Origin of the sequence: Oceanirhabdus seepicola (assembly GCF_023684385.1) — a bacterium.
Lineage (GTDB): Bacteria > Bacillota > Clostridia > Clostridiales > Clostridiaceae > Oceanirhabdus > Oceanirhabdus seepicola.
In genome coordinates this window covers 645,700-668,989 of sequence record NZ_JAGSOJ010000001.1, presented here as the reverse complement: position 1 = coordinate 668,989, position 23,290 = coordinate 645,700, and the positions used below count along the sequence as shown (strand labels likewise).

Below are 23,290 nucleotides of genomic sequence, written 5' to 3'. Positions count from 1 at the left end.
GGAGAAAAAATGGAATAAGAATTTAAATTGATAAAAGAACCTATAAGTAAACTCATATTAACATTAGCTATACCTGCGATATTAGGACAAGTATTAGATATAGCCTATAACTTAATTGATGTAATATTTATGTATGTTTTTCCTCTTGGGATGTTTGGTGCAGGAATTGCAACGTTATTAGCACAATTTTTAGCTGCATTGTACATCTTGATTTATTATAGAAAAAACAATAAATTTACACTATCTTTAAAAAAAATAGAGTTTAAGTATGCAAAAGAAATTTTTTCAGTAGGTTCAGGTGTATTCTTTAGAGAGATAGTTGAAGCGATAGTTTTAATAATACTTAATAGTATTATTCTACTGGTAGGTGGAAGTATTTATTTATCTGCTTTTAGTATTATTAATAAAATAATTATGTAGGTATATATGCCCGTAGGTGGGTTTGCAGAGGGATTACAGCCTATTGTTTCAGTGAACTTTGGAGCAAATAAGCTAGATAGAGTTAAAGGAGCTATAAAGATTTCACTTTTATATTCTTTGCTTTACGTGGTAATTGCATCAGTATCAGCATATTTATTCGGTGATAATATAATTAATTTATTTGGAGCAAGGGAAGACTTATTAGTTGTAACCAAGGAAGGTTTATATACTATGCTTATAGGAATGATATTTATCCCTATAACAATTATGGGCGTGACTTTGTTTCAAGGGGTATCCAAAGTTAAAGAAAGCATAGTATTAAACCTATCGAGACAACTTACATTTTTATTACTAATGCTACTTATTCTTCCAAATATAATAGGAATGAAAGGTGTATACTATTCTTACATCATTGCTGAGTTGTTATCTGCAGTATTAGCAGGTGTATTAATAATTCGATATTTTAATAAAGAAGCTCCAAGGGTTCAATCAAGTGAAATCTATCCAATAAAGGAGCTTGGCAAATAGTGTTGGATGAAGAGTTGGAGAACAAATATAGAAAATAGATAAACAGCATTGCAACAATTATTTCTAAAAGTAAAATGAATGGTTATGAGTAAAAACTCATAGCTTTTTTTTATGGAATTAAAAGTTACAAACTGTATAAAAACTGTGACAAAACTGTGACATTAGAAAACTAAAATTATAAGTGTAAGGAGGTGACACACTGATGAAAAATCAAAAGTTCAGACATGAATACAAATATCACATTAATACGATGGATTATATTTCTTTGAAAAATAAATTAAACAAATTTATGAGTTTAGATAAGAATGCTATTAATGGTTGTGATTATAATATAAGAAGTTTGTATTTTGATGATTTGAAAAATACAGCACTATTTGAAAAGCTTTTAGGAGTTAAAGATAGACATAAATTTAGAATAAGAATTTATAATAATAAATCAGATGTAATAAAGTTGGAAAAAAAGATTAAGCATGGACATCTTGTTGCAAAACAGTGGACTAGCATTTCAAAGGAGGAATTTGAGAAAATTTTATTGAAAGACTATAGCTTCATAAATAAACAATCACAACCTGTTCTTAAAGAATTCTATGGTCATGTAAAAGCTTCAAATCTAGCACCAAAAGTAATAGTTGACTATGACAGAGAAGCATACACATATAAAGCTGGAAATGTGAGAATAACTTTTGATAAAAGGTTAAAAACAGGGGTAAATGCTATCGCGTTATTAAATTCTGAATTACCGCTAGTTAGTGCTTTAGAGAATAATATCATAGTGATGGAGTTAAAGTATGATGAATATCTACCATCTCATATTAGAGATATTCTTTCTTTAGGAAATAGAGAAGCTTTATCAAATTCAAAATATGTAATTTGTAGAAAATACACAAAAACAAATATGTGGGAGGACGATTAGTATGGGAGAAAAAATTACTTTTATGGATGTATTCAAAAATAGCTTTACTGAAAACTTTAGTCAGTTAAGTATTTCAACAATTGTTTTATCATTAGGAATAACTTTTGTTTTAGGATTATTTATATTTTTTATATATAAGAAAACGTATAATGGGGTTTTGTACACTAAAAGTTTCAATGTGTCACTATTATTAATTTCTTTAGTAACTTGTGTTGTTATACTAGCAATTTCATCTAATGTAGTGTTATCGCTAGGTATGGTAGGTGCTTTGAGTATTGTCAGATTCAGAACTGCAGTGAAAGATTCAATGGATTTAGTGTATATGTTTTGGGCTATATCAGTTGGAATTGTAAGTGGGGCAGGATTGTTCTTATTGGGAATTATCGGATCAGCAATAATTGCAGTGATACTAATAGCCATGAATAAGTTTGACTATAATGATAATGCATATTTACTTGTATTAAATTATGATAATTCAGCAGATGAGAACAAGCTTTTAGAGTCTATACAATCTGAAGCTAAAAAATGCAAAATTAAGTCAAAATCATTCCATAAGGACCAAGGAGAATTAACCTTGGAGCTTAGATTAATCAAAGAAAACGCTTCTTTTGTTAATAAAATTACAAAAGAAATAGGCGTATCAAATGCAATGTTAGTTAGTTATAATGGTGATTACACATCATAACAAGAGGTGATTAATATGAAGAAAAATATAGTTATTACATTGTCCTTGTGTCTTATATTAGTTCTTACCTATGTAATTTCAAGTATTGCAGAAGTAAAGGTAATAGACACTTACAATGATATTACAAATAATATTGCAAATGAAGAATTAAGTTATGATGTACTAGACAGTGAAGTTTTTATTGAAGATGAAGTAGGAGAAATACGATTATATATTCAGGATGGAGAATTAGATAAAATGTACTCTGATCCATTAGCAGAAGAATATATTTTTGTTAATAAAGTAATAGTTAATGGAAATGAAGTTGAAAATGTAGGAATTAGAACAAAAGGTAATTCAAGTTTAGGCCAAGTTGTTAGCAGTGGTTCAGAGAGATACAGCTTTAAGATTTCCTTTGATGAATATGATAATGGGCAAGATTTCTTGGGTCTTAATCAGTTAATATTAAATAATAACTTTGCAGATCCTTCTTATTTAAGAGAATATTTATCATATGAGCTATTTAGAGAAATGGGATTACCAGCACCAAGAACAAGCTTTGCTGAATTGTATATTAATGATGAACTCAAAGGTTTATATCTTATGGTAGAGCCTGTGGATGAAGCCTTTGTGGAATTAAACTTTGAAGAAACAGAGGGCGATTTATACAAGCCTTATATGATAGACTTTGGGTGGCAAGGAGATTCAATAGAAGATTATGGAGATATGAATTTAAAAACAAATGAAGATTCAACTGACCATAGTGCGTTTTTAAACTTAATTGATGTTATAAACAATGGAGGAGATCTTGAAGAAGTCCTAAATATTGATAACATACTTAAGTATTTAGCAGTAACAGTGGGTGTTGTTAGTTTAGATAGTTATCCAGGAGCCATACCTCATAATTTCTATATATATGAAGAGAATGGGAAGTTTTCAATAATTCCTTGGGATTTCAATCAAGGATTTGGAGGATTTTCTGCTAAATTGACTAGAGAACAACATGTAAACTATATGATATTTGACCCAACATCAGGACCAATGGAGAGTAGACCTTTAGTAGAGGTTATATTCCAGAATCAAGAATATGTGGATCGATATGAAGAATATATTGAAGAACTTATAAATGGACCTATGAGCTATGAGAATATGGAACAAATTATTGATAAAGTAAGCACTATGATAGCGCCTTATGTGGAAAGAGATCCTAGTAAATTCTTTACTTATGAGCAGTTTTTAATATCTTTAGAAAAAGATCAAAGTATAGAGAATGAAGCATCGGTAGGAAATAACAACATTGAGCGTACCCCAAGAGTTCCACAGGAAGGTGGAAATAAAGGTGAGAGAGCTGGAGATAGTAAAGGTTCTGAGAAAAAAGCTCCATCAAAAGGTGAAAATAATAGTGGTGAAGAGGAAACAGAAGTGAAAGGTAAAGCGCCAAGCAAAGGTCAAGGTGAAGTAACTGCAAAAGGACAGGGTGAGGCACCGGCAAAAGGTCAAGGTCAGGCTCCAGGGAAGGGGCAGAATCAAGAGCAGACACAGCAAAGTAATCAGAATAGCAGTAAAGGGAATACCAAGAATCAGGAAGGTAACAATGATAATCCTAAAGGGGATCAAGTCAGAGAAGAGCAAAACTCTGAGAGTTATAAGATTATTTATGGTCTAAAAGAATTTATTAGAGATAGAATAAATAGTATAGAAGGGCAATTAAATGGCACAATAAAATCATATAATGATGGAAATGGAAATGGTGGTCAGTCTAGAGGTGCAGATGGTCAACCAAGATGATATAATGACAAGGATAAACGATAGTTTATCCTTGAATTTGTTATAAGGGGTGAAGGATTATTGCGAAAAATACTAATTGCCGATGATGAGTTTAGAATAAGGAAGCTTGTTAAAGATTTTTTGAAACGTGAAGATTTTAGTGTATTAGAAGCTAGTGATGGTCAGGAAGCAATAGAAATATTTCATAAAGAAGATAATATAGATGTAGTTATATTAGATGTAATGATGCCAGTAGTAGATGGATGGAGTGCATGTAGAGAAATCAGAAGAAGCTCAAATGTACCAATTATTATGCTTACAGCAAGAGCACAGGAGCATGATGAACTTTTTGGTTTTGAAATCGGAGCTGATGAGTATGTGACTAAGCCTTTTAGTCCGTTAATTTTAATAGCTAGAATTAAATCACTACTAAAAAGATTAGAAGATAAGAGCAATACGGTTAATTTAAATGGATTGTTAGTTGATAAAAATGCAAGAGTAGTTCATCTAGGGAATGAACCATTAGATTTAAGCCCCATAGAATATGATCTTTTATTATATTTAATTGAAAACAAAAATAAAGCATGTTCAAGAGATAGTATTTTAAATAAAGTTTGGGGATATGATTATTATGGAAATGAGAGAACAGTGGATACACACATAAATAGGTTAAGAATAAAATTAAAAAGTAAGAGTGGAATAATAAAAACCGTAAGAGGGTTCGGCTATAGATTGGAGATAGGTTAATATGAAATCTATTAAGGCAAAATTATTTATACAAATTACAGTTATGGTTTTATCTTTTGTTTGTTTATTCTCCTTAATAAACACCATATTTTATAGAAATTACTACATGTATAAAAAAGAAAAATCACTTATGGAGATTAGTGGAAATATTAGCAAAGCATACAATGATGATTACAATGAAGTAAAAGATATTATGGAGTACTTTGAAAATAAGGAAAATGCATTTATAGTAATAACTGATTCTGATGGAAGTTTAAAATATAGTACCTTAGATAGAATAAGAGAGGACATAAAAGGTGGTGGGAAACCCCGTTTGATTCCACCTTTATTATCTTCAGATAAAGTTATAGATACAAAAATAATTGATGATAAACGAGAAAGATATATTGTGAGAGATAAAAACATGCAAGTGGATTTCTTGGTTATCAATGAAATTATGAGTAATGGGGATCAATTGTCAATTAGAGTTCCCTTAGAAGCATTTAAGGAAAGTGTAATCATAACTAATCAATTTGCATTAGCAGTTGGTATAGTAATAATTATACTTGGAGTAATTTGGGCATATTATTTATCAAAAAGATTCACAAAGCCAATATTAGAGCTCAATGAAATTGCGCAAAAAATGAGCCAGTTAAATTTTGAAGAAACTGTAGATATAAAGCATCAAGATGAGGTTGGTCAGTTAGGACATAGTATCAACAATTTGTCTAATAGACTGGAAGTGACAATTAATGAACTAAATGATAAGAATTGTATGTTAGAAGATGAGATAAAAATAAAGCAAGAGATTGATGAAACAAGGAAAGAATTCATTTATGCTGTTTCACATGAATTGAAAACACCTATAGCCCTTATTAGAGGGTATGCAGATGCCTTAAGATTAGATATTATGGAGAATCCACAAGATAAAGACTTCTATTGTGATGTAATAGTAGATGAAAGTTGTAGGATGGATAGTATAGTTAAAGAACTTATGTCACTACTAGAAATGGAATCTGGAGAATATAAATTAGAAAAAAGCAACATTGATATATATACTCTTATAGATTATGATATAGCAAAGTTTTCAAATATACTTAAGGAAAAGAATATAAAAGTTGAGTTTGAAAATAAAGGTAATTTGGAAGTCTTAGTAGACCCTATGAAAATAGAACAGGTAATTGTAAATTACTTAAACAATGCTATTAATCATGTGGATAACAATAAAAACATAAAAATTACAATTGAAGAAAAGAAAGATACAGTAAGGGTATCCGTGTTTAATAGTGGAAAAAATATAGAAGAAAATCAGTTGAAGAAAATTTGGCAGCATTTCTACAAAGTTGATAAAGCTAGGGCTAGACAATATGGGGGAAGTGGATTAGGATTATCTATTGTAAAAGCAGTACAGACTTTACACGGGAATGATTTTGGAGTGTTTAATGTTCCTGATGGTGTTGTGTTTTGGTTTGACTTGGAAAAAGCTAATAATATGTAATAAGAAATTACTTTAGCAATAATAATAAAAATGGGAATAATAAATATAAAAGGAACTGTGGTCCATCAGACATACAGTTCCTTTTATATTCATTATATTTAATTTTTTTTAAGATTCTTATTATAAAACTCTAAAAAATTATCCTTAGGCATAGGTTTACCAAAAAAGTAGCCCTGCATTTCATCACAATTATTTTGCTTTAAGAAATTAACCTGTTCTTCATTTTCAACGCCTTCAGCAACTATAGCAAGTTCAAGACTTTTTCCCAATGCTAAAACTGTAGAAGCTATGATAGAGTTTTCTTTTTGTCCATCTATTTTTCCAACAAAAGATTTATCAATTTTTAATTTGTTTACAGAAAAACTATTTAATTTACTTAAAGAAGAATAGCCTGTACCAAAATCATCTATGGAAAACTTAACTCCCATATCTCTCAATTCATTTATTACTTTAACAGTGTATTCTACATTATGCATAGCTACACTTTCGGTTATTTCTAGTTCTAAATATTCTGGTTCAAGACCTGTATCTTTTAATGCTTTGGAAACCATTTTTGTTAAATCTTGCAGCTCAAATTGACGTGCTGATAGATTAACTGCTATTGATAAAGGCGGTAGTCCAGCATTTTGTAAGGCTTTTGTTTGAGCACAAGCAGTACGTAATACCCATTCACCAATTGGTACAATTAACCCGGTTTCTTCAGCTAAAGGGATAAATTTTACCGGTGGAACTAATCCCCATTTAGGATGTTGCCAACGGACTAAGGCCTCCATCCCAATTACCTGCTCAGTTTTAGTATTTACTTTTGGTTGATAATAAACTACAAATTCATTATATTCTATGGCTTTACGCATGCTATTTTCCAGTGCTAATCTTTCAAGAGCTTTAGCGTTCAGTGTTGGTGTATAAAGCTGAAAATTATTTTTCCCTTTTTCTTTAGCTCTATACATAGCAACATCAGCATTTGTCAGTAATGTTTCATCATCTGGGCCATCATCTGGGAAAATAGTCACTCCAATACTAATTGTAAGATAAAGTTCATGGGTATCAATTAGTACTGGTTCTCTAATTGATTCTAGGATTTTATCAGCAATTTTACCAACGAATTCTTCCCGACCTATTGAAGGGAGCAAAATAACAAATTCGTCCCCTCCTAGTCGAGCAACTGTGTCTTGTTCACGAACACAACTTTTCATTCTGTTGGAAATTTCTTTTAATAATTTATCACCAACATCATGACCTAGTGTATCATTAATAAGCTTAAATCTATCTAAATCTAAATACATTACCGCAAGCTTTTCTTTAGTTCGTTTTGCACGAGCGATTTCAACATTAATACGCTCTTTTAACAAAAGTCTGTTTGGTAGACCTGTTAAGGAATCGTAGAAGGCTTGATATCTTATCTTTTCCTCATATCTTTTTTGCTCAGTAATATCCCTTAGAATTATAGAAAAATAGCATTGGTCGACTACATAAAACTTACTTAATGTAAAATCAATAGGTAATGAGGAATTATCCTTTCTATGACCAATTATTTCATTGTGTATATCGGAAAACTGGGAAGAAAGATTATGGCAATCTTTCTTATGAACTTTTGGAATAAGGGTAGTAATATCTTTTCCTAGTACCTCATTAGATAAGTATCCAAAAATTTGTTCAGCTGCTGGATTAATGTACTTGATAATACCATCGATATCAATAGTGATAATTCCTTCACCAGCGTGTTCGATTATTGAACGGGCAAAAGCTTCACTTTGATCAAGTGATATTTCAGTTTGTCTTGCATGGATTAAACGTTTTAGACGTTGACGTAAAACAGCCCAATTTATAGGTTTACTAATATAATCAGTAGCTCCAGCTTGGAAGGCTTGATTAACAGAATTTTCATCTTCTAGGGAAGTAATCATAATTACAGGAGTACGTTTCCCATTAGGTAATTTATGTAATTCTTCACAAGTAGTAACACCATTCATTCCAGGCATTACAAAATCCATAAGAACAATATCTGGTTTTGTTTTTTCAAAGAGCTTAAGAGCTTTCATGCCATCTTCAGCCTCGACAACATCATAACCTTCATTTTCTAGAAAATTACGAAATGTAGATCGTATAAATTTAGAATCATCAACTATAAGGATTAAAGATTTCTTTTTATCAAATATATTTTCAATCATAACTTTCTTATTAATACTCCCTTCGGTTTTGTCCATATATTTATGTAAATATTATAACCATTACCGTTAATTCAGTAGTTTATCTTGTTATTATAACATAATGTAACAAAAATATATGAGCATATATTGAACCATGTCATAATATTTTCGTATTTCTTCAATATTATTTAATAAAGAGAGGTATGTAACTAAAATAATATATAAATGTTATATTAATAAGGAATTTAATCAGTAATCCATAGTATAAATTTGAAAATTAGTGTTAAAATAATAGAGCATGTAGCCTAAGCCACATGCTCTATATCTATTTTTCCATGTAAATATTATAGATTTTCTTCGTATTTTTGAACCATTTTCTTAACCATATTTCCACCTATTGAACCTGCTTGAGCTGAAGTTAAATCGCCATTGTATCCCTGTTTAAGGTTTACTCCAAGTTCACTAGCAGTTTCCATTTTAAATTGTGCTAATCCATTTCTTGCTTCAGGTACTAAATTTTTAGCCATTTAATATCTCTCCTTTTTATATTGCTTTGTATTAGTAGTTTGTACTAATATCACAATATTATAATAGTAGATTAGCGGGATATATGGTTAGAATTTCATAGGAATATCTTATAAGGAAAATGAGTTCAACAATAAGAAGAATAATGGCAGAAGACTTAGGAACATGCTAAATGCTTATACAAGAAACCCCTGTAGTACATTAGCTAAGTACTATAGGAGTTTCATTATTTTAGCACACTTTAAAGGAATATTTTTCTTGTGTTAGGAAACTGTTTTATTTTATTCTTTTATTTTCTCAGGTTCGGGATATTCAACTCCAAAAGTATCAACTGTAAGTTTTTCAAAATACTCCATTTCATCTGGAACATCATATCCAAATTTCATGCTTGTATTGCTTTCGTTTATTTCGATGATCACATCCATACCTTCAATGACTTTTCCAAAGGCTGGAACAATAGAATCTAACTTAGGCTCGTCTTTAGTCATAATAAAGAAGCTTCCAGCAGAGGCATTTGGTGTATATTCATAAGCTGCCATAGCCATTCCAACTATTCCAGGTTCAAAGGATAATGGATTATGATAATCATCTTTTTTGAATTCTCCATTTATTATGTATCCTGGGGTTACATCTGTACGTTCTGGACCAGGCATATATGGGTCTCCTGATTGAATTAATCTGCCATTTACAACTCTAACAATGGCATGTTTATCAAAGAACTTTTCCTTTATTAAATAGATAAAATTATTTACTGTATTTGGAGCTATTTCTGGATATAATTCGATTTTAATTTCTTTACCATTTTTCATGTTGATAGTTACAATAGGATTTTTCATTTTATCACCTCATTTCAAATTATAGCATAAGGCAAGTTCAAATAAATAACAAGTCAGTATACTCGTCTATTTTGTAAACTACTTCATCCTTGGAACCCACTGAGAGAACCACTATCAGCGGAACCCAACTCTTCGTATTTTACAAAATATACTTCGCATCTTTGACTTGTTATTTATTTTCACATGCCTAATCTAAAACAAGTGGTGTCATGGACAACTTAATGGTGCTATAATTTATGTAAAAGAAATATTAAAGAGAGGTTTCTTATGAAAAGTATGTTAAAGTTTCATATAAACAATATAGAAAGGTAAGGGATTAAAATAGTATGAATTTGATAATCACACTAACTACTTCTCTTCTAATCACAGCAAGGATTATTTACGAAGTGAACTTTACAAAGATAAATGAAATAAGAATCGAAAGTAAGAAGCTTAAAAGTATAGATGAACTTAGAGTTCTGCAAATATCAGATTTTCATAACAAAAGACTATTTAGTGATAAAAAATATAAACAAACTATAGAAAGATGTAATCCACATTTCATTGTAATCACTGGAGATATTATAAGTAAAGATCACAGAGACTTCAGTGGTGCTTATAGGTTGATAAAGTTAGTTTTAGATTATACAGATGAAGTCTATTTTGTTAATGGTAATCATGAGTATGCAAATAAGAGAAGCGATGAGTTTTTGACGAAGATTAAACATATGGGTGTTAATATTTTAGACAATAAAAGTAGAGTTTTAAAAATTGGGGAAGATAAGATTAATATTTGTGGAGCCAATGATGCAAGAAGTGAAGAAGATGATCTTAAGAAAACCTTCCATAATGTAGATTTCACTAAATTATCAATTTTAGTAAGCCATTCGCCACAGATTCTAGATAGAGATGAAGATATAAAATGTGATTTAACCTTACTTGGTGATACTCATGGAGGTCAGATTAGGATTCCTTTTATAGGAGCATTATTTACATCACAAGGGTTATTTCCTAAGTTGCAAAAGGGACTTTATTTTTTTGAAGAAAAAGATAGAGCTGTATATATTGATAGTGGAGTTGGTGTTCATTCATTGCCAATTAGATTATTTAATAGATCGCAAGTAAGTTTAATAAAGATTAATAAAAAAATTTAGATTTTCCTATTATAACATGTTATTAAAATAAATTTTGTTGCGTTTAGATTGTAAGAAGAATTATCTTGTTACAGTCTTTTTTCTTCGTTTAATTGTATACGGTAAGAACTTGGTGAACATCCTTTAATTGATTTAAATGTCTTTGAGAACACTAAAGGGTCAGTATAGCCAACTGAGCGAGCTATATCTCCAATGTTTAAATTAGTATTATATTTCAAAAGTTCACAGGCCTTACTAATTCTATAATGTATTAGAAACTTTTGAGGTGACACATTTAGTGTGCTCTTAAACAGACTGCTAAAATAACTTCTATTTAAACCTAAATGTTCAGCTATATTTTTAATGGTTATATTTCTGGAATAGTTCATTTCTATATATTCTACAGCTTTATTAATGTATTCATCTTTGTAAGGTAATATAGTACTTTCTTTAGATTCCTCAATTAATTTAGATAAAAATAAATATAAATATCCCAACATTCTAACTTCTCTACCACGTGTAGTTTTTGAGCTCTCATTTAGTTTTTTTAGGCAATCTATAATAAAGTCGCTATCCTTAGGTTTTATTACTGGGCTATTTTTATCAAGACCTATTTCTTTAAGATATTGAGTTGCTTTAATTCCGTTAAATCCTACCCATAAATAATTCCACGGATTTTTTTCATCAGCTTCATAATATGTAATATCATCAGGTGATATTAAAAAACCTTGATTCATTTTAATTTCATATACTTTATCTTCAATATAAAGTTTACCTTGTCCATCTAAAACGAAATGAATTAGAAAATGATCTCTAACAGCAGGTCCATAAGAATGTTTAGGTTTGCATTTTTCCCAACCACAATGATAAATATATATATTTGAATCATACTTAGTGTTAATATCTAGTATAAACTGTTCTGTAAGTAGTTCTTTAGTAAATTTACCTTTCATAAAAACCTCCATGTTAATACATAATCAATAGCTAAGAATATAATGTTTTATTATATTTTACATCAATATCAAATAATAACAAATAAGAAGTAGTAACATTAAACCATATTTTAATGACATAAATATATATATATTTATTCTTATTCAATCTAAAATAATAATAGAGAGATTAAAATCAAAATTAATTAGAACATGAAAAGGGGGATTAATATGCCAAAAATTACTTTTATGGGGGCTGGGAGTACAATTTTTGCTAAAAATGTTTTAGGTGATGTAATGCTTACTCCAGCACTAAGAGATTCTTACATTGCACTTTATGATATTAATCATAAGAGATTAAAAGAATCAGAAATTATGTTAAATAATATAAACAGAAATTCCAATGAAAATCGTGCTAAAATTGTTGCTTATACAGATTGCAAGGAAGCATTGAGAGGTGCAGATTATGTAGTTAATGCAATTCAAGTAGGTGGATATGAGCCTTGTACAGTAACAGATTTTGAGATCCCAAAGAAATATGGTCTTCGTCAAACAATAGCAGATACAATTGGAATTGGAGGTATATTCAGAGCCTTGAGAACAATTCCTGTTCTATTTGATTTTGCGAAGGATATGGAAGAAGTATGTCCAGATGCTTGGCTTTTAAATTATACAAATCCAATGGCAACATTAACTGGAGCTATGCTTAGAGGTACGAATATTAAGACGGTAGGTTTGTGCCATAGTGTACAAAGTTGTGCAAAGAACTTATTAAAGGGCTTAGATATTCCTATAGATGATATTCAATGGAAAATAGCAGGTATAAATCATATGGCGTGGCTTTTAGAGATTTCTAGAAATGGGCAAGATTTATATCCAGAAATAAAGAGAAGCGCGCTAGAGAGAGAAACACCACATCATGACATGGTACGCTATGAAATAATGAATCAATTTGGATATTATGTTACTGAATCAAGTGAACATAATGCAGAGTATATGCCTTATTTTATTAAAAGTAAGTACCCTGAACTAATTGAAAGATACAATATACCTTTAGATGAATACCCAAGAAGATGTATTGAGCAAATAAAAAAATGGAGTGAGATGGGGAAAGAAATTATCAACAATAATAACTTAGAGCATAAAAGAACAACTGAATATGCATCTTATATAATGGAGGCTATGGAGACAGATAGTCCATATAAAATTGGTGGGAATGTATTAAATACAGGATTAATTACTAACCTACCAAATGATGCAGTGGTAGAGGTCCCTTGCATGGTAGATAGAAATGGTGTGATGCCATGCTATATAGGCGATTTACCACAACAATTAGCTGCTTTAAATAGAACAAATATTAATACTCAGTTATTAACAATTGAAGCTGCATTAACTGGAAAGAAAGAATATATTTATCAAGCAGCAATGTTAGACCCACATACATCTGCAGAGTTATCAATAGCTGATATCTGTTCACTTTGCGATGATCTAATAGAAGCACATGGTGATTGGCTTCCAAAGTTTGAATAGAAAGATAGGCAACATACTATAGAAATATGTATGTTGCTTATTTTTTAATTTCTTAAGAAATTAAAATTAGAATGTATCTATACATTTTATTGTAATTAGTAATATAATTGGTATATAAACGGACTATGAATTATTACATATAATAACTATAGATGGAGGACACCATATGCTTAATAGTTTTAATAGCGTCTTAACAATTTTCATTATGATAGGTATAGGCTTTGGTTTGACAAAAAAAGGCTTCTTCAATAAAGAAACTAGTAAACTTTTTTCAAAGATTGTTATAAATGTTTCCCTTCCATTAATGATGATTGTAAATATTCCAATGAGATTTAGTAAAGAAAAGTTATTTAATTCGTTAAATGGAATAACAGTAGCTTTTTTAAGTATTATAGCTACGTATTTAATTGCTATGTTGCTTTCTAAAATCCTAAAAATTGATAAAAGTAAAAGAGGAATATTTTGTACAATGATTACATTCTCCAATGCTATATTTATAGGATTACCTGTAAATACAGCATTATTTGGTGAGGAAAGTGCAACATATGTATTTCTTTTTTACATAGCGAATACAAGTCTCTTTTGGACTTTGGGAGTAAATAGTATAAGAAGTTGCAATTCAAATAAGAGTAATAAATTTTCAGGTATTAAATCACTTAGAAAGATTTTTTCACCCCCATTAATTGGATTTATAATAGGTATTACGTTGGTGTTAATGGGAATTAAGCTACCTGTTTTTATTGAGAATTCCTTTAGATATATTGGAAATTTAACTACTCCTCTATCAATGTTTTTTATAGGTACTATAATATATTCAATTGATTTCAGAAAAATAAAATTGGATACATGTAGCTATATGGTGTTATTCGGAAGGGTTTTAATTGCACCGCTGATAATGTTTATAAGTTTAAAATTATTTAAATTACCAGTATTATTAAATCAAGTTTTTATTATAGAATCATCCATGCCAATAATAACGCAAGCAGCATTAGTTTCTGACTTTTACGATATAAACTCAGAATATGCTGCTCTAATGGTAGGGGTTTCAACTGTTTTAAGCATGTTAATTATACCTATATATTCATTGATAGTGTGAACAGCAAAAAACTAATATTTAAAAATTAATTGGTATTATGAGTGAGTAAAATAAAGCCTCTTTAACTAAATGTTAAAGAGGTGACTAATAGTTTTATGTAATATAATTTGAAAATTTTTAAAGATTGATTTTGAAATTGAGAAATTAATTTATTTATTTATTTATTTATTTATTAAATCCTCAAATTGAGATTGCTCAAAAAGAAATTCTTCACCCTTATTTATCATTACACAAGGAAGTCCTACTCTGTTGGATTGTCTAATTTCTTCGAATTCAGACCTAGCATCTCTATATTTCAGAAATTTCTTTAGGTTTAACATGCTGTCAGTAATATCAAGGTATACAAATTTAACATTATTTTGTGAAAGAAACTCTTTCACTGGTTGACACCCTGGTCAGTGCTTGCTACCGAAAACAGTGATCTTTTTCATTATATTCACCTCTCGAAAATTTTTTTGAAATTTATTATTCCTATTATAAATATTTTAACTGAAAAATTCCTATATTAAAAGAAAAAATTGCGTAATTCTAAATGTTAGACAATCGAAATAAAGTAGAATATCATAGTCTATGAGCAATATGTGTGACAATTAGCACATAAATTTATTTCATACAATGATATAATAAACCTTGAAAATTGATTTTGATATCAAAATTTTGGAGGAACTTATGATGAAAAAAGTTGCTATATATGTTTGCGGAGAGGTTTCAAAAAAGTGTACTGCCAATGGATGCTTAAGAACATTTAATGAAAAGGATGATTCTTTTAAGAGATATCAAGAAACAGGGTGTCAGTTAGTTGCATTTAATAATTGTAATGGATGTGATGGAAATCCATTGGAAAGCCTTCAAGTGAAAATAGAAAAGCTTAAAAAAGCAGGGGTAGAGGTATTGCATTTATCTACATGTATAAGAGGGAGATGTGAGAATTATGAAACCTTTGCTAAAGAATTTGCGAAACATTTTGATGTTATTGGATATACACATGGTTCAGCAGAAGGGAAGAAGAATAATAATATTAACATAAATAAAGAAGAATAGAACTTGTTAATTAAAGGGTTCGTGAATATCTAAAAGTGCCATTATGAGGAATCATGGTGGTACTTTTTATTCTAATGCACTACTTATTGTTCTTTCATCAAAGAAGGAAATTTCATAAACAAACAGGTACTTGGAAATTGAGAACAAATACCTAAAATTATGTGTATTAAAATAATTAAGATTAAATAATAAGAGTTCAGAAATGGACTCTTAATTATTGTTAAAATAATGCAAGTATTATATATCATTGATTTGAAAAATTGGATAGTATATAATTATGCCATAGTAAAAATATTGTTTTAAAAGGATGATGATAAGTTGTCAAATGAAATGGCTGCGTTAATTAAGGAGCGTCAGAGACAAGTAAAAAATAAAAAGAATCAGGCTCCATATGGTATGGTATTGCTTGTAATTGCTATAATTTTATGTGTAGTACTTTGGCAAAATCATTATATGTACGCTATATGCTGGATTATGGGCGTTGGGATAGGAATAATTATTAGGTATTCCCGATTCTGTTTTGCATCAGCGTTCAGGGATCCTTTTCTTGTTGGAAATACAAAATTGCTAAGAGGGATTTTATTAGCATTGATGGTGAGTACTATTGGATTTGCGGTTATTCAATCCAATTATTTAAATCAAAATACAATTGATTATGATCTTATTCCAGGGGCTGTTAGTTCAGTAGGTATACATGTAATGATTGGAGCCTTTTTATTTGGGGTAGGAATGGTCATTGCAGGAGGATGTGCTTCTGGTGTATTAATGCGAATTGGTGAAGGGCATGCTTTGCAGTGGGTTGTTCTTCTTGGATTTATCATTGGAACAGTGCTGGGAGCCAAGGATTATTCCTTTTGGTATGACCTAATTATTAGTAAGGCAAATACAATATACTTTTCTGAGTATTTAGACTTGAAAATAGTTGTATTAGGTCAAATGGTTGTATTAATAGGTTTGTACAGAGTGGCATCATGGTATGAAAAAAGACAGTGGAAAGATATATGATGGAGGAAAGTGTATGGGAGTAAGAGAGTTGGATTGTTTATATGAAGCATGTCCGGTTCCTATGCTTAAGGCAATAAAGGAATTAAAAACAATGGACCCAGGAGATATTTTAATTCTCCATGCAGATCATAGTTGTGTGGGAATATATATGGAAGAGTGGGGAGAAAAGAACAAACACACTGTAGAAGTGGTTGAAACGGAAAATGGAGAGTGGGAAATCTATATACAAAAGCCAAAAGAAAAATAGGGAGGAAATTAAATGAAGTCCATTGCAAAATGGCTTAAAAAGCCCTGGCCTTATTGGGTAGGAGGAATTTTACTTGGGTTGATGAATGTGATTTTATTAGCTGCAAGTGGAATCAGCTGGCAGATCACCAGTGGTTTTTTATTATGGGGAGCAGGGATTTTAGAATGGAGCGGATTAGAACCCTTCAGTTGGGAATATTTTAGTCATTTTGAATACTATTATAGACCTATAATAGAGAATCAAAATCCGTTTATCAATCAATATACAATTTTGAATATAGGTGTAATTGTGGGTTCTTTATCCGCAACTTTGCTAGCATCTCAATTTAAATGGAAAAAAGTGAAAAGTAAAAAGCAGTTTATTTTTGCTCTGCTTGGAGGAATAATGATGGGATATGGCACAAGACTTGCGGTTGGGTGCAATATTGGAGCCCTTTTCAGTGGAATTCCATCTTTTTCTCTTCATGCTTGGGTTTTTGGAATTTTTTCAATACTCGGTGCATGGGTAGGGGTTAAGATTTTAAAACGATTTATGATATAAGCGAAAAAGCTCAGAAGACTTTTAATTAGACTTCTGAGCTTTTTTATTTATAATTAACAAAATCCTCTTTTACTGGAAATAATAAAATCTACAAACATTTGCTCATATTTAGTGAAAGCATATTTTTTTCTGGAAGCCACATAGTATTCAAAAGGAATGGATAGATCTTCAATTTTAACTGTTTGAATACATTGGCCTTTGAGATCTTGCTGAATTATTAACTTTGGTAAAAAAGAAAATCCTTTTCCTGCAAGTAGAGAAGATTTAATAGATCCTGGAGAATTTAGATCATAAATTATATTTAAATCTTCAATATCAATACCTTTTTCTTGTAAAGCTTTTTCTACTAATAAGCGTGTTCCTGAATTCTTTTCACGTAAAATCAGAGGCAGTTCTTTCAGTTCTTCAATAGAAATTTCTTTGGGAGAATCAATACAATTTCCCACCAAAAGTAATTCATCAGAAATGATGCTTTGGGTAATAATATCATCGTCCTTTGGATCAAACTGTATAATTCCTATATTAATGGTATGGTCTTTAAGCTTTTGAATGACTTCAGAAGAATTGCTTGCTTCAAATTTGATATCCACTTCCTTGTGAACATGCTTAAAAGTAAAAATACTACAGGGGAGTGCATACTCACCTACGCTTTTACATGAACCAATCATCAGTTGGGGAGCTTCTTGCTGTAGATTTTTTAAATCTCTTTCGATATTTCCCTGAATGGAAAGTAGGGTATCGGCATAGTCGTATACAACTTTACCTTCTTCTGTTAATTCAACACCTTTATTGCTTCGATTAAGAAGCTTTGCCCCTAGCTCCTTTTCGAGGTTTCGAAGCTGCATACTAACCCCTGGTTGGGTAAGGTGAAGTTCCTTTGCTGCTTTTGATATACTGTTACATTTCACTGTTATATAAAATGATTGGAGATATTCAAGATTCATATGTTCACATCCTAAAATGAAAAAAATTATCATAATGTATAGTTTATTTTATCACTTAAAGATAAACTACTTCAACTAAATAATTTAAAAAGGTCTAAGGGGTACCGAGATTTTGGACTTATATAAATTAAGTTTCAGTATAATTCATCTATAATTATATAAAAATAAACACGCGTATAAGAAAATGTTATGGTACATAACATTTGTTTATTATGCAAGCCTCTGTAGGTATATTATAATGTTGTTAGATAATTAACAAACAATCTTTGATAGGAGTTGGTTTTATTATTGAAATAATAGGTCAAGTAATTAGCTCTGTTAGTGGTTATTTGTGGAAGGTATTTTTGCCACTTCTCATAATATCAGGAGCCTTTATAACCTACAGAACAATAAAACTTCTTAATACTATAAGTGAAAATGACAAAACTAAGTGGAAGTTTTCAAAAATCAAAAATGCTCTTACTATTTCTTTATCATCTAAAGTTGGAACAGGAGCCATTATTGGAGTTTTAGCAGCTATGTGGAAAGCATCAAATAATGGTGTTGGAGGCGAGAGTATAGTTTTATGGGTTGCTATTGGAATGTTAATATTAGTACCACTTACATATTCAGAGGTTCTATTTTCCCAGATAACCAAGAAAACTCCTAGAGATTTTATAGAGTTTAATATAAATAGAAAAGCTGGAGCAGTTTATACCATTGGGTTAGTTATACTATATTCATTTGGATTTGTAGGATTTCAACTGACAGGAATACAGAGTGTTGTAAAGATATTTTTTAAACAAAGTTTCAATTATGAACTTACTCATAACACCTTATTGATGTATATAATTGTACCGATTGTATTAGGAGTGTCAATTATAGTTATAACAAAAAGCCATAAACTTTTCATTAATGCTTTGGGATCTATGATATCATTGGTTATTTTGTTTTATACTATATTCTTTATCGTATTTTTATATTCAACAATAGAATTTGTTCCACAGTATATATCCTTAATTTGGAGAGATTTTATTACTTTTAAATCAGCTTCTATTGGAATACCAATAGGACTTATAATAGGATTTCAGAGGATTATTCAAATAAGTGAAACTGGATTAGGGACAAGCGCCTTAGCAAGTTCAGATAGAGAAAATTCGCCAAGAAGAGAAGCTTTGTTACAAAGCATATCAACTATTATTTCAATATTTATTGCGGTGGTTATAACATCCTATGTATTTACTTATGGAAGATATAACTTAGATAATATAGCTTTAAGTGGTAATGGAGTTGAAAGAATTTCAGGTTACTTAACAAGTGTATTTTCAGTAACAGGGTATTTAGGATTAGGAATTATTGTTGCTTTCTTTGTTTTATCGGGAATGACAACGGTATTAGGATCCTTCCACTTTCTTAATGTAACCATGAATATAAGTGAAAATAAGAAAATAATATTTTATATAAGTTTAATAACACTATCAGGAATATTAAGTATTTCTAATTTTGATGTGATTTTCGATGCAGCAGATTTATTGATGTTTATTGTAGGTTCGTTAAATATTATGGCAATATTTATTTTTGTCATTAAGAATATAAACAAATTTAAGATTAAATAGGGAGGTATATATATGGGTAGAAAAATTTTAATAGTAGGTGGAGTAGCTGGTGGAGCGTCTGCAGCAGCTAGATTAAGAAGACTTAGCGAAGATGATCAAATTATAATGTTCGAAAGAGGACCACACGTATCATTCTCAAACTGTTGTTTACCATATCACTTAAGTGGCACAGTGGCAGAGGCTGATGAGTTAGTACTTATGTGTCCAGAGAAGTTTTTAAAGCAATACAGAATAGAGGCTAGAGTAAATAATGAAGTAGTATCTATTAACAGAGAGACTAAAGAAGTATTAGTTAAGAATGTTTTAACTGGAGAAGAACATTATGAAGCTTATGATAAGTTAATATTATCTCCAGGAGCAAAAGCTATAGTTCCTAACATACCAGGAATTGAAAAAGCAAATATATTTACAGTAAGAAATGTTGTAGATATTGATAAATTAAATAAATATGTTAATAACATAGAAAGTAAAAATGTATCTGTAATCGGTGGGGGATTCATTGGGGTTGAAGTAGCTGAAAACTTAAAGGAATCAGGATACAATGTCACTTTAATTGAAGCTATGCCTCAAATTATGAGACCTTTTGATTATGATATGGTACAAGTTCTACATAAAGAATTATATGACCATGGTGTTAACTTAATTGTAGGAGACAAGGTAAGCTCTTTTGAGGAAAACACAGTTGTTTTAGAATCAGGAAAGAAAATTGAAGCTGAAGCAGTAGTTATGGCAATTGGAGTAACTCCAGAAACAGATTTAGCAGTAAATGCTGGATTAGAGTTAGGAAAAACAGGAGCAATAAAAGTAGATCAGAACTTTATGACTAATGATAAAGATATCTATGCTGTTGGAGATGCTATCGAAGTATACCACTCATTAACAAACTCTATGACTAAATTACCTTTAGCTGGACCAGCTCAAAAGCAAGCTAGAGGAGTAGCGGATCATATAAATGGAAAACCAGTATTAAATAGAGGATTTATTGGATCATCTGTAATAAAGGTATTTAACTACAATGGAGCGTCTACAGGTTTAAATGAAGGATTAATTAAAGCTCTTAATATGAACATTAACTACGATATAGTTTATGTAATTCCAGGTGATAAAGTAGGGTTAATGCCGGGTTGTGAAGAAGTTCATTTTAAATTAATTTATGAAGTTCCAACAGGAAGAATACTAGGTGCTCAAGCAGTTGGTAAAGGAAATGTTGATAAGAGAGTAGATATCATTGCTACAGCAATTAAATTTGGTGCTACAGTAGAAGATTTAAGAGATTTAGAATTATGTTATGCTCCACCATTTGGAACTGCTAAAGATGTAGTTAACCATGCTGGATATGTAGCATCTAACTTATTAAATGGTGCATTCAAGCAGGTTCGTGAGACTGAGGTAAGAGGATTAATAGAAAGTGGTGCTTGCATAATAGACGTAAGAGAGATACATGAATATGAGCAAAGCCATATTATAGGAGCTATAAATATACCACTTAGTGAGATTAGAGATAGATTAGATGAAATCCCTAAGGATAAGGCAATTTACTTGCACTGTAGAAGTGGACAAAGAAGTTACAACGCAACATTAGCATTACAAAACTTAGGATTCGAAAATGTTTACAATGTATCAGGTGGATTTTTAGGATTATCTTTCTATGAATACTTCAATGATGAAACAACAGATAGAAAGAGGATTGTTACAGACTATAATTTTGCATAATATTGCATGAAGAGAAGGCATATGAGAATAAATAATAAGTCAAAGGTGAGATGGATATTTTGCATCAGACAATAAGAGCGTTTCAGCTGATAGTTGGTCTATCAGTGGTTTCTGATAAAGAATGATACACTATAGACCTATGACTAGTTATCTGTTTGAATATGCCTAACACAAAGGAGGAAATAGAGTGAAGAAAAACCAAGTATTTATAGGATTTGCCCTTGTAATAGCAATGGCTATATTCGGTGCATTTCAATATACAAAGAATTACAGTTTAGCTTTACAATTATTAATTGGATTAACAATTGGATATGTTATGGTAAGATCAAGATTTGGATTTGCAGGTGCTATCAGAAAGATATACTTAACTGGAGATAGCAGCTTAACAAAAGCACTTATGTTTTTATTTTCTATCACATTATTAGCAACAGCAGCAATACATTATGGTGCATATATTAATGGTGCAGATGTATTTTATAGAACTGTTGAATCAGGAGCAGCAGTAATTCCAGGTTCAGACTATGTTGAGCCAGCTAACTTAGCTACTATACTTGGAGGTATATTATTCGGTATTGGTATGATGTTTGGCGGAGGATGCGCTTCGGGGACACTTACAGATGCAGGAGAAGGTGAAGGAAGAGGATTAATAGTACTATTCTTCTTCTCAACGGGAGCATTATGGGGAGCACATGATATGCCTTGGTGGACTCAAAGTATATTCTTTGATATACACAAGCAATTATATTTACCAGATGTTTTTGGGTTTGTAGGAACTATTGTACTTTCGTTATTAGGATACCTTGCAATTTACATTATAGCTAAAAAGTATGAAAATAAGAGAAAAAGAGAAAATACACTACAAGTACAAGAATACGCTGAGTGGGAAAAAGAATTAGATGAGCCAGCAGATTATAAATTCTTCAGTAAAGAGACTTACCATAAGTTCTTTGTTAAGAGATGGTCTTATTATACTGGTGCAGTATTTATAATGATTATGTTTGTTACAATTCTAGTTACGACTGGGACAAGCTGGGGAGTAACAGCAGTATTTGCACACTGGGCTGCTTGGTTCTATGAAGCATTAGGAATTGTAGATGTTTCTAACTGGGGATGGTTCGCTGGAAGAATGGATGCTATCAATGGTGGATTCTTGAATCACCCAGGTTCAATGAGAAACTTTGGAATAATCATGGGTGCAGTAATAGCACCATTATTAGCTGGACATTTCTCATTTAAGAAAAACTTTAAATTAAGAGATGTTTTATTCTATGCAATTGGTGGATTAATGATGGGATATGGAGCTAGAATAGCTTTAGGATGTAACGTAGGAGCTCTATATTCAGGACTATCTAATATGTCATTATCAGGATGGGTATTCCTTCCTTCATTAACTCTAGGTGGTATATTAGGAGTTAAATTAGTTAAGAAACTAAAGGTTAATATTTAAGAATAAATTTTTTAAGAATAAACTTTCATAAAGCCGATGATTACTTAAGTAATCATCGGTT

General features: G+C 30.6%; 23 protein-coding genes. 17 read left to right on the top strand and 6 right to left on the bottom strand.

Annotation, left to right across the window (positions count from 1 at the left end; all coding sequences use genetic code 11):
• Positions 1-27: 27 nt before the first annotated feature.
• From KDK92_RS02940 to KDK92_RS02910, 7 genes are all read left to right on the top strand, one after another.
• Complete coding sequence (locus tag KDK92_RS02940; RefSeq protein ID WP_250857554.1) at positions 28-420, top strand: MATE family efflux transporter; 393 nt, start codon at positions 28-30, stop codon at positions 418-420.
• Positions 421-426: 6 nt separating this feature from the next.
• Complete coding sequence (locus tag KDK92_RS02935; RefSeq protein WP_250857553.1) at positions 427-948, top strand: MATE family efflux transporter; 522 nt, start codon at positions 427-429, stop codon at positions 946-948.
• Between the two features lie 202 nt (positions 949-1,150).
• Positions 1,151-1,861 (top strand): polyphosphate polymerase domain-containing protein, encoded by a 711-nt coding sequence (locus KDK92_RS02930; RefSeq protein WP_250857552.1) that lies wholly within the window; start codon positions 1,151-1,153, stop codon positions 1,859-1,861.
• 1 nt (position 1,862) lies between these two features.
• A complete protein-coding gene (locus tag KDK92_RS02925) occupies positions 1,863-2,546 on the top strand; it encodes a DUF4956 domain-containing protein (protein ID WP_250857551.1) in 684 nt (227 codons plus the stop codon).
• Between the two features lie 15 nt (positions 2,547-2,561).
• Positions 2,562-4,313 carry a CotH kinase family protein gene (locus KDK92_RS02920; RefSeq protein ID WP_250857550.1) on the top strand — a complete coding sequence of 584 codons (1,752 nt, stop codon included), beginning with the start codon at positions 2,562-2,564 and terminating at the stop codon, positions 4,311-4,313.
• Between the two features lie 60 nt (positions 4,314-4,373).
• Positions 4,374-5,039, top strand: a complete 666-nt coding sequence (locus tag KDK92_RS02915) for a response regulator transcription factor (protein ID WP_250857549.1) — start codon at positions 4,374-4,376, stop codon at positions 5,037-5,039.
• 1 nt (position 5,040) lies between these two features.
• The gene (locus KDK92_RS02910; RefSeq protein WP_250857548.1) at positions 5,041-6,516 is read left to right on the top strand and encodes a sensor histidine kinase; all 1,476 of its coding nucleotides are present in this window, start codon (positions 5,041-5,043) and stop codon (positions 6,514-6,516) included.
• A 98-nt stretch (positions 6,517-6,614) separates the two neighbouring features.
• On the opposite strand, the gene KDK92_RS02905 is transcribed toward KDK92_RS02910, so the two are convergent.
• The 3 genes from KDK92_RS02905 to KDK92_RS02895 all read right to left on the bottom strand — a co-directional run bounded on the left by KDK92_RS02905 (position 6,615) and on the right by KDK92_RS02895 (position 10,027).
• The gene (locus KDK92_RS02905) at positions 6,615-8,687 is read right to left on the bottom strand and encodes a two-component system response regulator (protein WP_250857547.1); all 2,073 of its coding nucleotides are present in this window, start codon (positions 8,685-8,687) and stop codon (positions 6,615-6,617) included.
• A 323-nt stretch (positions 8,688-9,010) separates the two neighbouring features.
• Entirely contained in the window at positions 9,011-9,193 is a 183-nt protein-coding gene (locus tag KDK92_RS02900) for an alpha/beta-type small acid-soluble spore protein (RefSeq protein WP_250857546.1), read from the bottom strand.
• 279 nt (positions 9,194-9,472) lie between these two features.
• Positions 9,473-10,027: a peptidylprolyl isomerase gene (locus KDK92_RS02895; RefSeq protein ID WP_250857545.1), complete on the bottom strand. Its 555-nt coding sequence runs from the start codon at positions 10,025-10,027 to the stop codon at positions 9,473-9,475.
• Positions 10,028-10,353: 326 nt separating this feature from the next.
• On the opposite strand from KDK92_RS02895, the gene KDK92_RS02890 reads away from it, so the two are divergent.
• Positions 10,354-11,160 carry a metallophosphoesterase gene (locus KDK92_RS02890; RefSeq protein ID WP_250857544.1) on the top strand — a complete coding sequence of 269 codons (807 nt, stop codon included), beginning with the start codon at positions 10,354-10,356 and terminating at the stop codon, positions 11,158-11,160.
• A gap of 68 nt (positions 11,161-11,228) precedes the next feature.
• Here the strand turns inward: KDK92_RS02890 and KDK92_RS02885 are convergent, their stop codons facing one another.
• On the bottom strand, positions 11,229-12,092 hold the full coding sequence (locus KDK92_RS02885) for an AraC family transcriptional regulator (protein WP_250857543.1): 864 nt from the start codon (positions 12,090-12,092) through the stop codon (positions 11,229-11,231).
• A gap of 210 nt (positions 12,093-12,302) precedes the next feature.
• Here KDK92_RS02885 and melA point away from each other — a divergent pair, with 210 nt between their 5' ends.
• Both melA and KDK92_RS02875 read left to right on the top strand, forming a co-directional pair.
• A complete protein-coding gene (gene melA, locus KDK92_RS02880) occupies positions 12,303-13,601 on the top strand; it encodes an alpha-glucosidase/alpha-galactosidase (RefSeq protein WP_250857542.1) in 1,299 nt (432 codons plus the stop codon).
• Positions 13,602-13,767: 166 nt separating this feature from the next.
• Positions 13,768-14,697: an AEC family transporter gene (locus KDK92_RS02875; RefSeq protein WP_250857541.1), complete on the top strand. Its 930-nt coding sequence runs from the start codon at positions 13,768-13,770 to the stop codon at positions 14,695-14,697.
• Between the two features lie 161 nt (positions 14,698-14,858).
• Here the strand turns inward: KDK92_RS02875 and KDK92_RS02870 are convergent, their stop codons facing one another.
• The gene (locus KDK92_RS02870) at positions 14,859-15,077 is read right to left on the bottom strand and encodes a hypothetical protein (RefSeq protein WP_250857540.1); all 219 of its coding nucleotides are present in this window, start codon (positions 15,075-15,077) and stop codon (positions 14,859-14,861) included.
• 289 nt (positions 15,078-15,366) lie between these two features.
• On the opposite strand from KDK92_RS02870, the gene KDK92_RS02865 reads away from it, so the two are divergent.
• The 4 genes from KDK92_RS02865 (at position 15,367) to KDK92_RS02850 (ending at position 17,530) form a co-directional block, all read left to right on the top strand.
• Positions 15,367-15,738, top strand: coding sequence for a CGGC domain-containing protein (locus KDK92_RS02865; protein WP_250857539.1), 372 nt, complete (start codon positions 15,367-15,369; stop codon positions 15,736-15,738).
• A gap of 318 nt (positions 15,739-16,056) precedes the next feature.
• Entirely contained in the window at positions 16,057-16,743 is a 687-nt protein-coding gene (locus KDK92_RS02860) for a YeeE/YedE thiosulfate transporter family protein (protein WP_250857538.1), read from the top strand.
• A 13-nt stretch (positions 16,744-16,756) separates the two neighbouring features.
• Positions 16,757-16,990, top strand: a complete 234-nt coding sequence (locus tag KDK92_RS02855; RefSeq protein WP_250857537.1) for a sulfurtransferase TusA family protein — start codon at positions 16,757-16,759, stop codon at positions 16,988-16,990.
• A gap of 12 nt (positions 16,991-17,002) precedes the next feature.
• A complete protein-coding gene (locus tag KDK92_RS02850; protein ID WP_250857536.1) occupies positions 17,003-17,530 on the top strand; it encodes a YeeE/YedE thiosulfate transporter family protein in 528 nt (175 codons plus the stop codon).
• Positions 17,531-17,583: 53 nt separating this feature from the next.
• Here the strand turns inward: KDK92_RS02850 and KDK92_RS02845 are convergent, their stop codons facing one another.
• Complete coding sequence (locus KDK92_RS02845) at positions 17,584-18,474, bottom strand: LysR family transcriptional regulator (protein WP_250857535.1); 891 nt, start codon at positions 18,472-18,474, stop codon at positions 17,584-17,586.
• A gap of 344 nt (positions 18,475-18,818) precedes the next feature.
• Here KDK92_RS02845 and KDK92_RS02840 point away from each other — a divergent pair, with 344 nt between their 5' ends.
• From KDK92_RS02840 to KDK92_RS02830, 3 genes are all read left to right on the top strand, one after another.
• Positions 18,819-20,069: an alanine:cation symporter family protein gene (locus KDK92_RS02840; RefSeq protein ID WP_250857534.1), complete on the top strand. Its 1,251-nt coding sequence runs from the start codon at positions 18,819-18,821 to the stop codon at positions 20,067-20,069.
• A gap of 12 nt (positions 20,070-20,081) precedes the next feature.
• Positions 20,082-21,782 carry an FAD-dependent oxidoreductase gene (locus KDK92_RS02835; RefSeq protein WP_250857533.1) on the top strand — a complete coding sequence of 567 codons (1,701 nt, stop codon included), beginning with the start codon at positions 20,082-20,084 and terminating at the stop codon, positions 21,780-21,782.
• A 187-nt stretch (positions 21,783-21,969) separates the two neighbouring features.
• Positions 21,970-23,229: a YeeE/YedE family protein gene (locus KDK92_RS02830; RefSeq protein ID WP_250857532.1), complete on the top strand. Its 1,260-nt coding sequence runs from the start codon at positions 21,970-21,972 to the stop codon at positions 23,227-23,229.
• Positions 23,230-23,290: the final 61 nt, after the last annotated feature.

What these genes read in the sequence shown, in the direction of transcription:
- KDK92_RS02900 (WP_250857546.1), bottom strand. Translation starts at nt 9,193, where the DNA reads ATGGCTAAAAATTTAGTACCTGAAGCAAGAAATGGATTAGCACAATTT.
- KDK92_RS02865 (WP_250857539.1), top strand. Translation starts at nt 15,367, where the DNA reads ATGATGAAAAAAGTTGCTATATATGTTTGCGGAGAGGTTTCAAAAAAG.
- KDK92_RS02845 (WP_250857535.1), bottom strand. Translation starts at nt 18,474, where the DNA reads ATGAATCTTGAATATCTCCAATCATTTTATATAACAGTGAAATGTAAC.
- KDK92_RS02920 (WP_250857550.1), top strand. Translation starts at nt 2,562, where the DNA reads ATGAAGAAAAATATAGTTATTACATTGTCCTTGTGTCTTATATTAGTT.
- KDK92_RS02910 (WP_250857548.1), top strand. Translation starts at nt 5,041, where the DNA reads ATGAAATCTATTAAGGCAAAATTATTTATACAAATTACAGTTATGGTT.
- KDK92_RS02895 (WP_250857545.1), bottom strand. Translation starts at nt 10,027, where the DNA reads ATGAAAAATCCTATTGTAACTATCAACATGAAAAATGGTAAAGAAATT.
- melA (WP_250857542.1), top strand. Translation starts at nt 12,303, where the DNA reads ATGCCAAAAATTACTTTTATGGGGGCTGGGAGTACAATTTTTGCTAAA.
- KDK92_RS02925 (WP_250857551.1), top strand. Translation starts at nt 1,863, where the DNA reads ATGGGAGAAAAAATTACTTTTATGGATGTATTCAAAAATAGCTTTACT.
- KDK92_RS02850 (WP_250857536.1), top strand. Translation starts at nt 17,003, where the DNA reads ATGAAGTCCATTGCAAAATGGCTTAAAAAGCCCTGGCCTTATTGGGTA.
- KDK92_RS02855 (WP_250857537.1), top strand. Translation starts at nt 16,757, where the DNA reads ATGGGAGTAAGAGAGTTGGATTGTTTATATGAAGCATGTCCGGTTCCT.
- KDK92_RS02935 (WP_250857553.1), top strand. Translation starts at nt 427, where the DNA reads ATGCCCGTAGGTGGGTTTGCAGAGGGATTACAGCCTATTGTTTCAGTG.
- KDK92_RS02875 (WP_250857541.1), top strand. Translation starts at nt 13,768, where the DNA reads ATGCTTAATAGTTTTAATAGCGTCTTAACAATTTTCATTATGATAGGT.
- KDK92_RS02890 (WP_250857544.1), top strand. Translation starts at nt 10,354, where the DNA reads ATGAATTTGATAATCACACTAACTACTTCTCTTCTAATCACAGCAAGG.
- KDK92_RS02885 (WP_250857543.1), bottom strand. Translation starts at nt 12,092, where the DNA reads ATGAAAGGTAAATTTACTAAAGAACTACTTACAGAACAGTTTATACTA.
- KDK92_RS02835 (WP_250857533.1), top strand. Translation starts at nt 20,082, where the DNA reads ATGGGTAGAAAAATTTTAATAGTAGGTGGAGTAGCTGGTGGAGCGTCT.
- KDK92_RS02905 (WP_250857547.1), bottom strand. Translation starts at nt 8,687, where the DNA reads ATGATTGAAAATATATTTGATAAAAAGAAATCTTTAATCCTTATAGTT.
- KDK92_RS02930 (WP_250857552.1), top strand. Translation starts at nt 1,151, where the DNA reads ATGAAAAATCAAAAGTTCAGACATGAATACAAATATCACATTAATACG.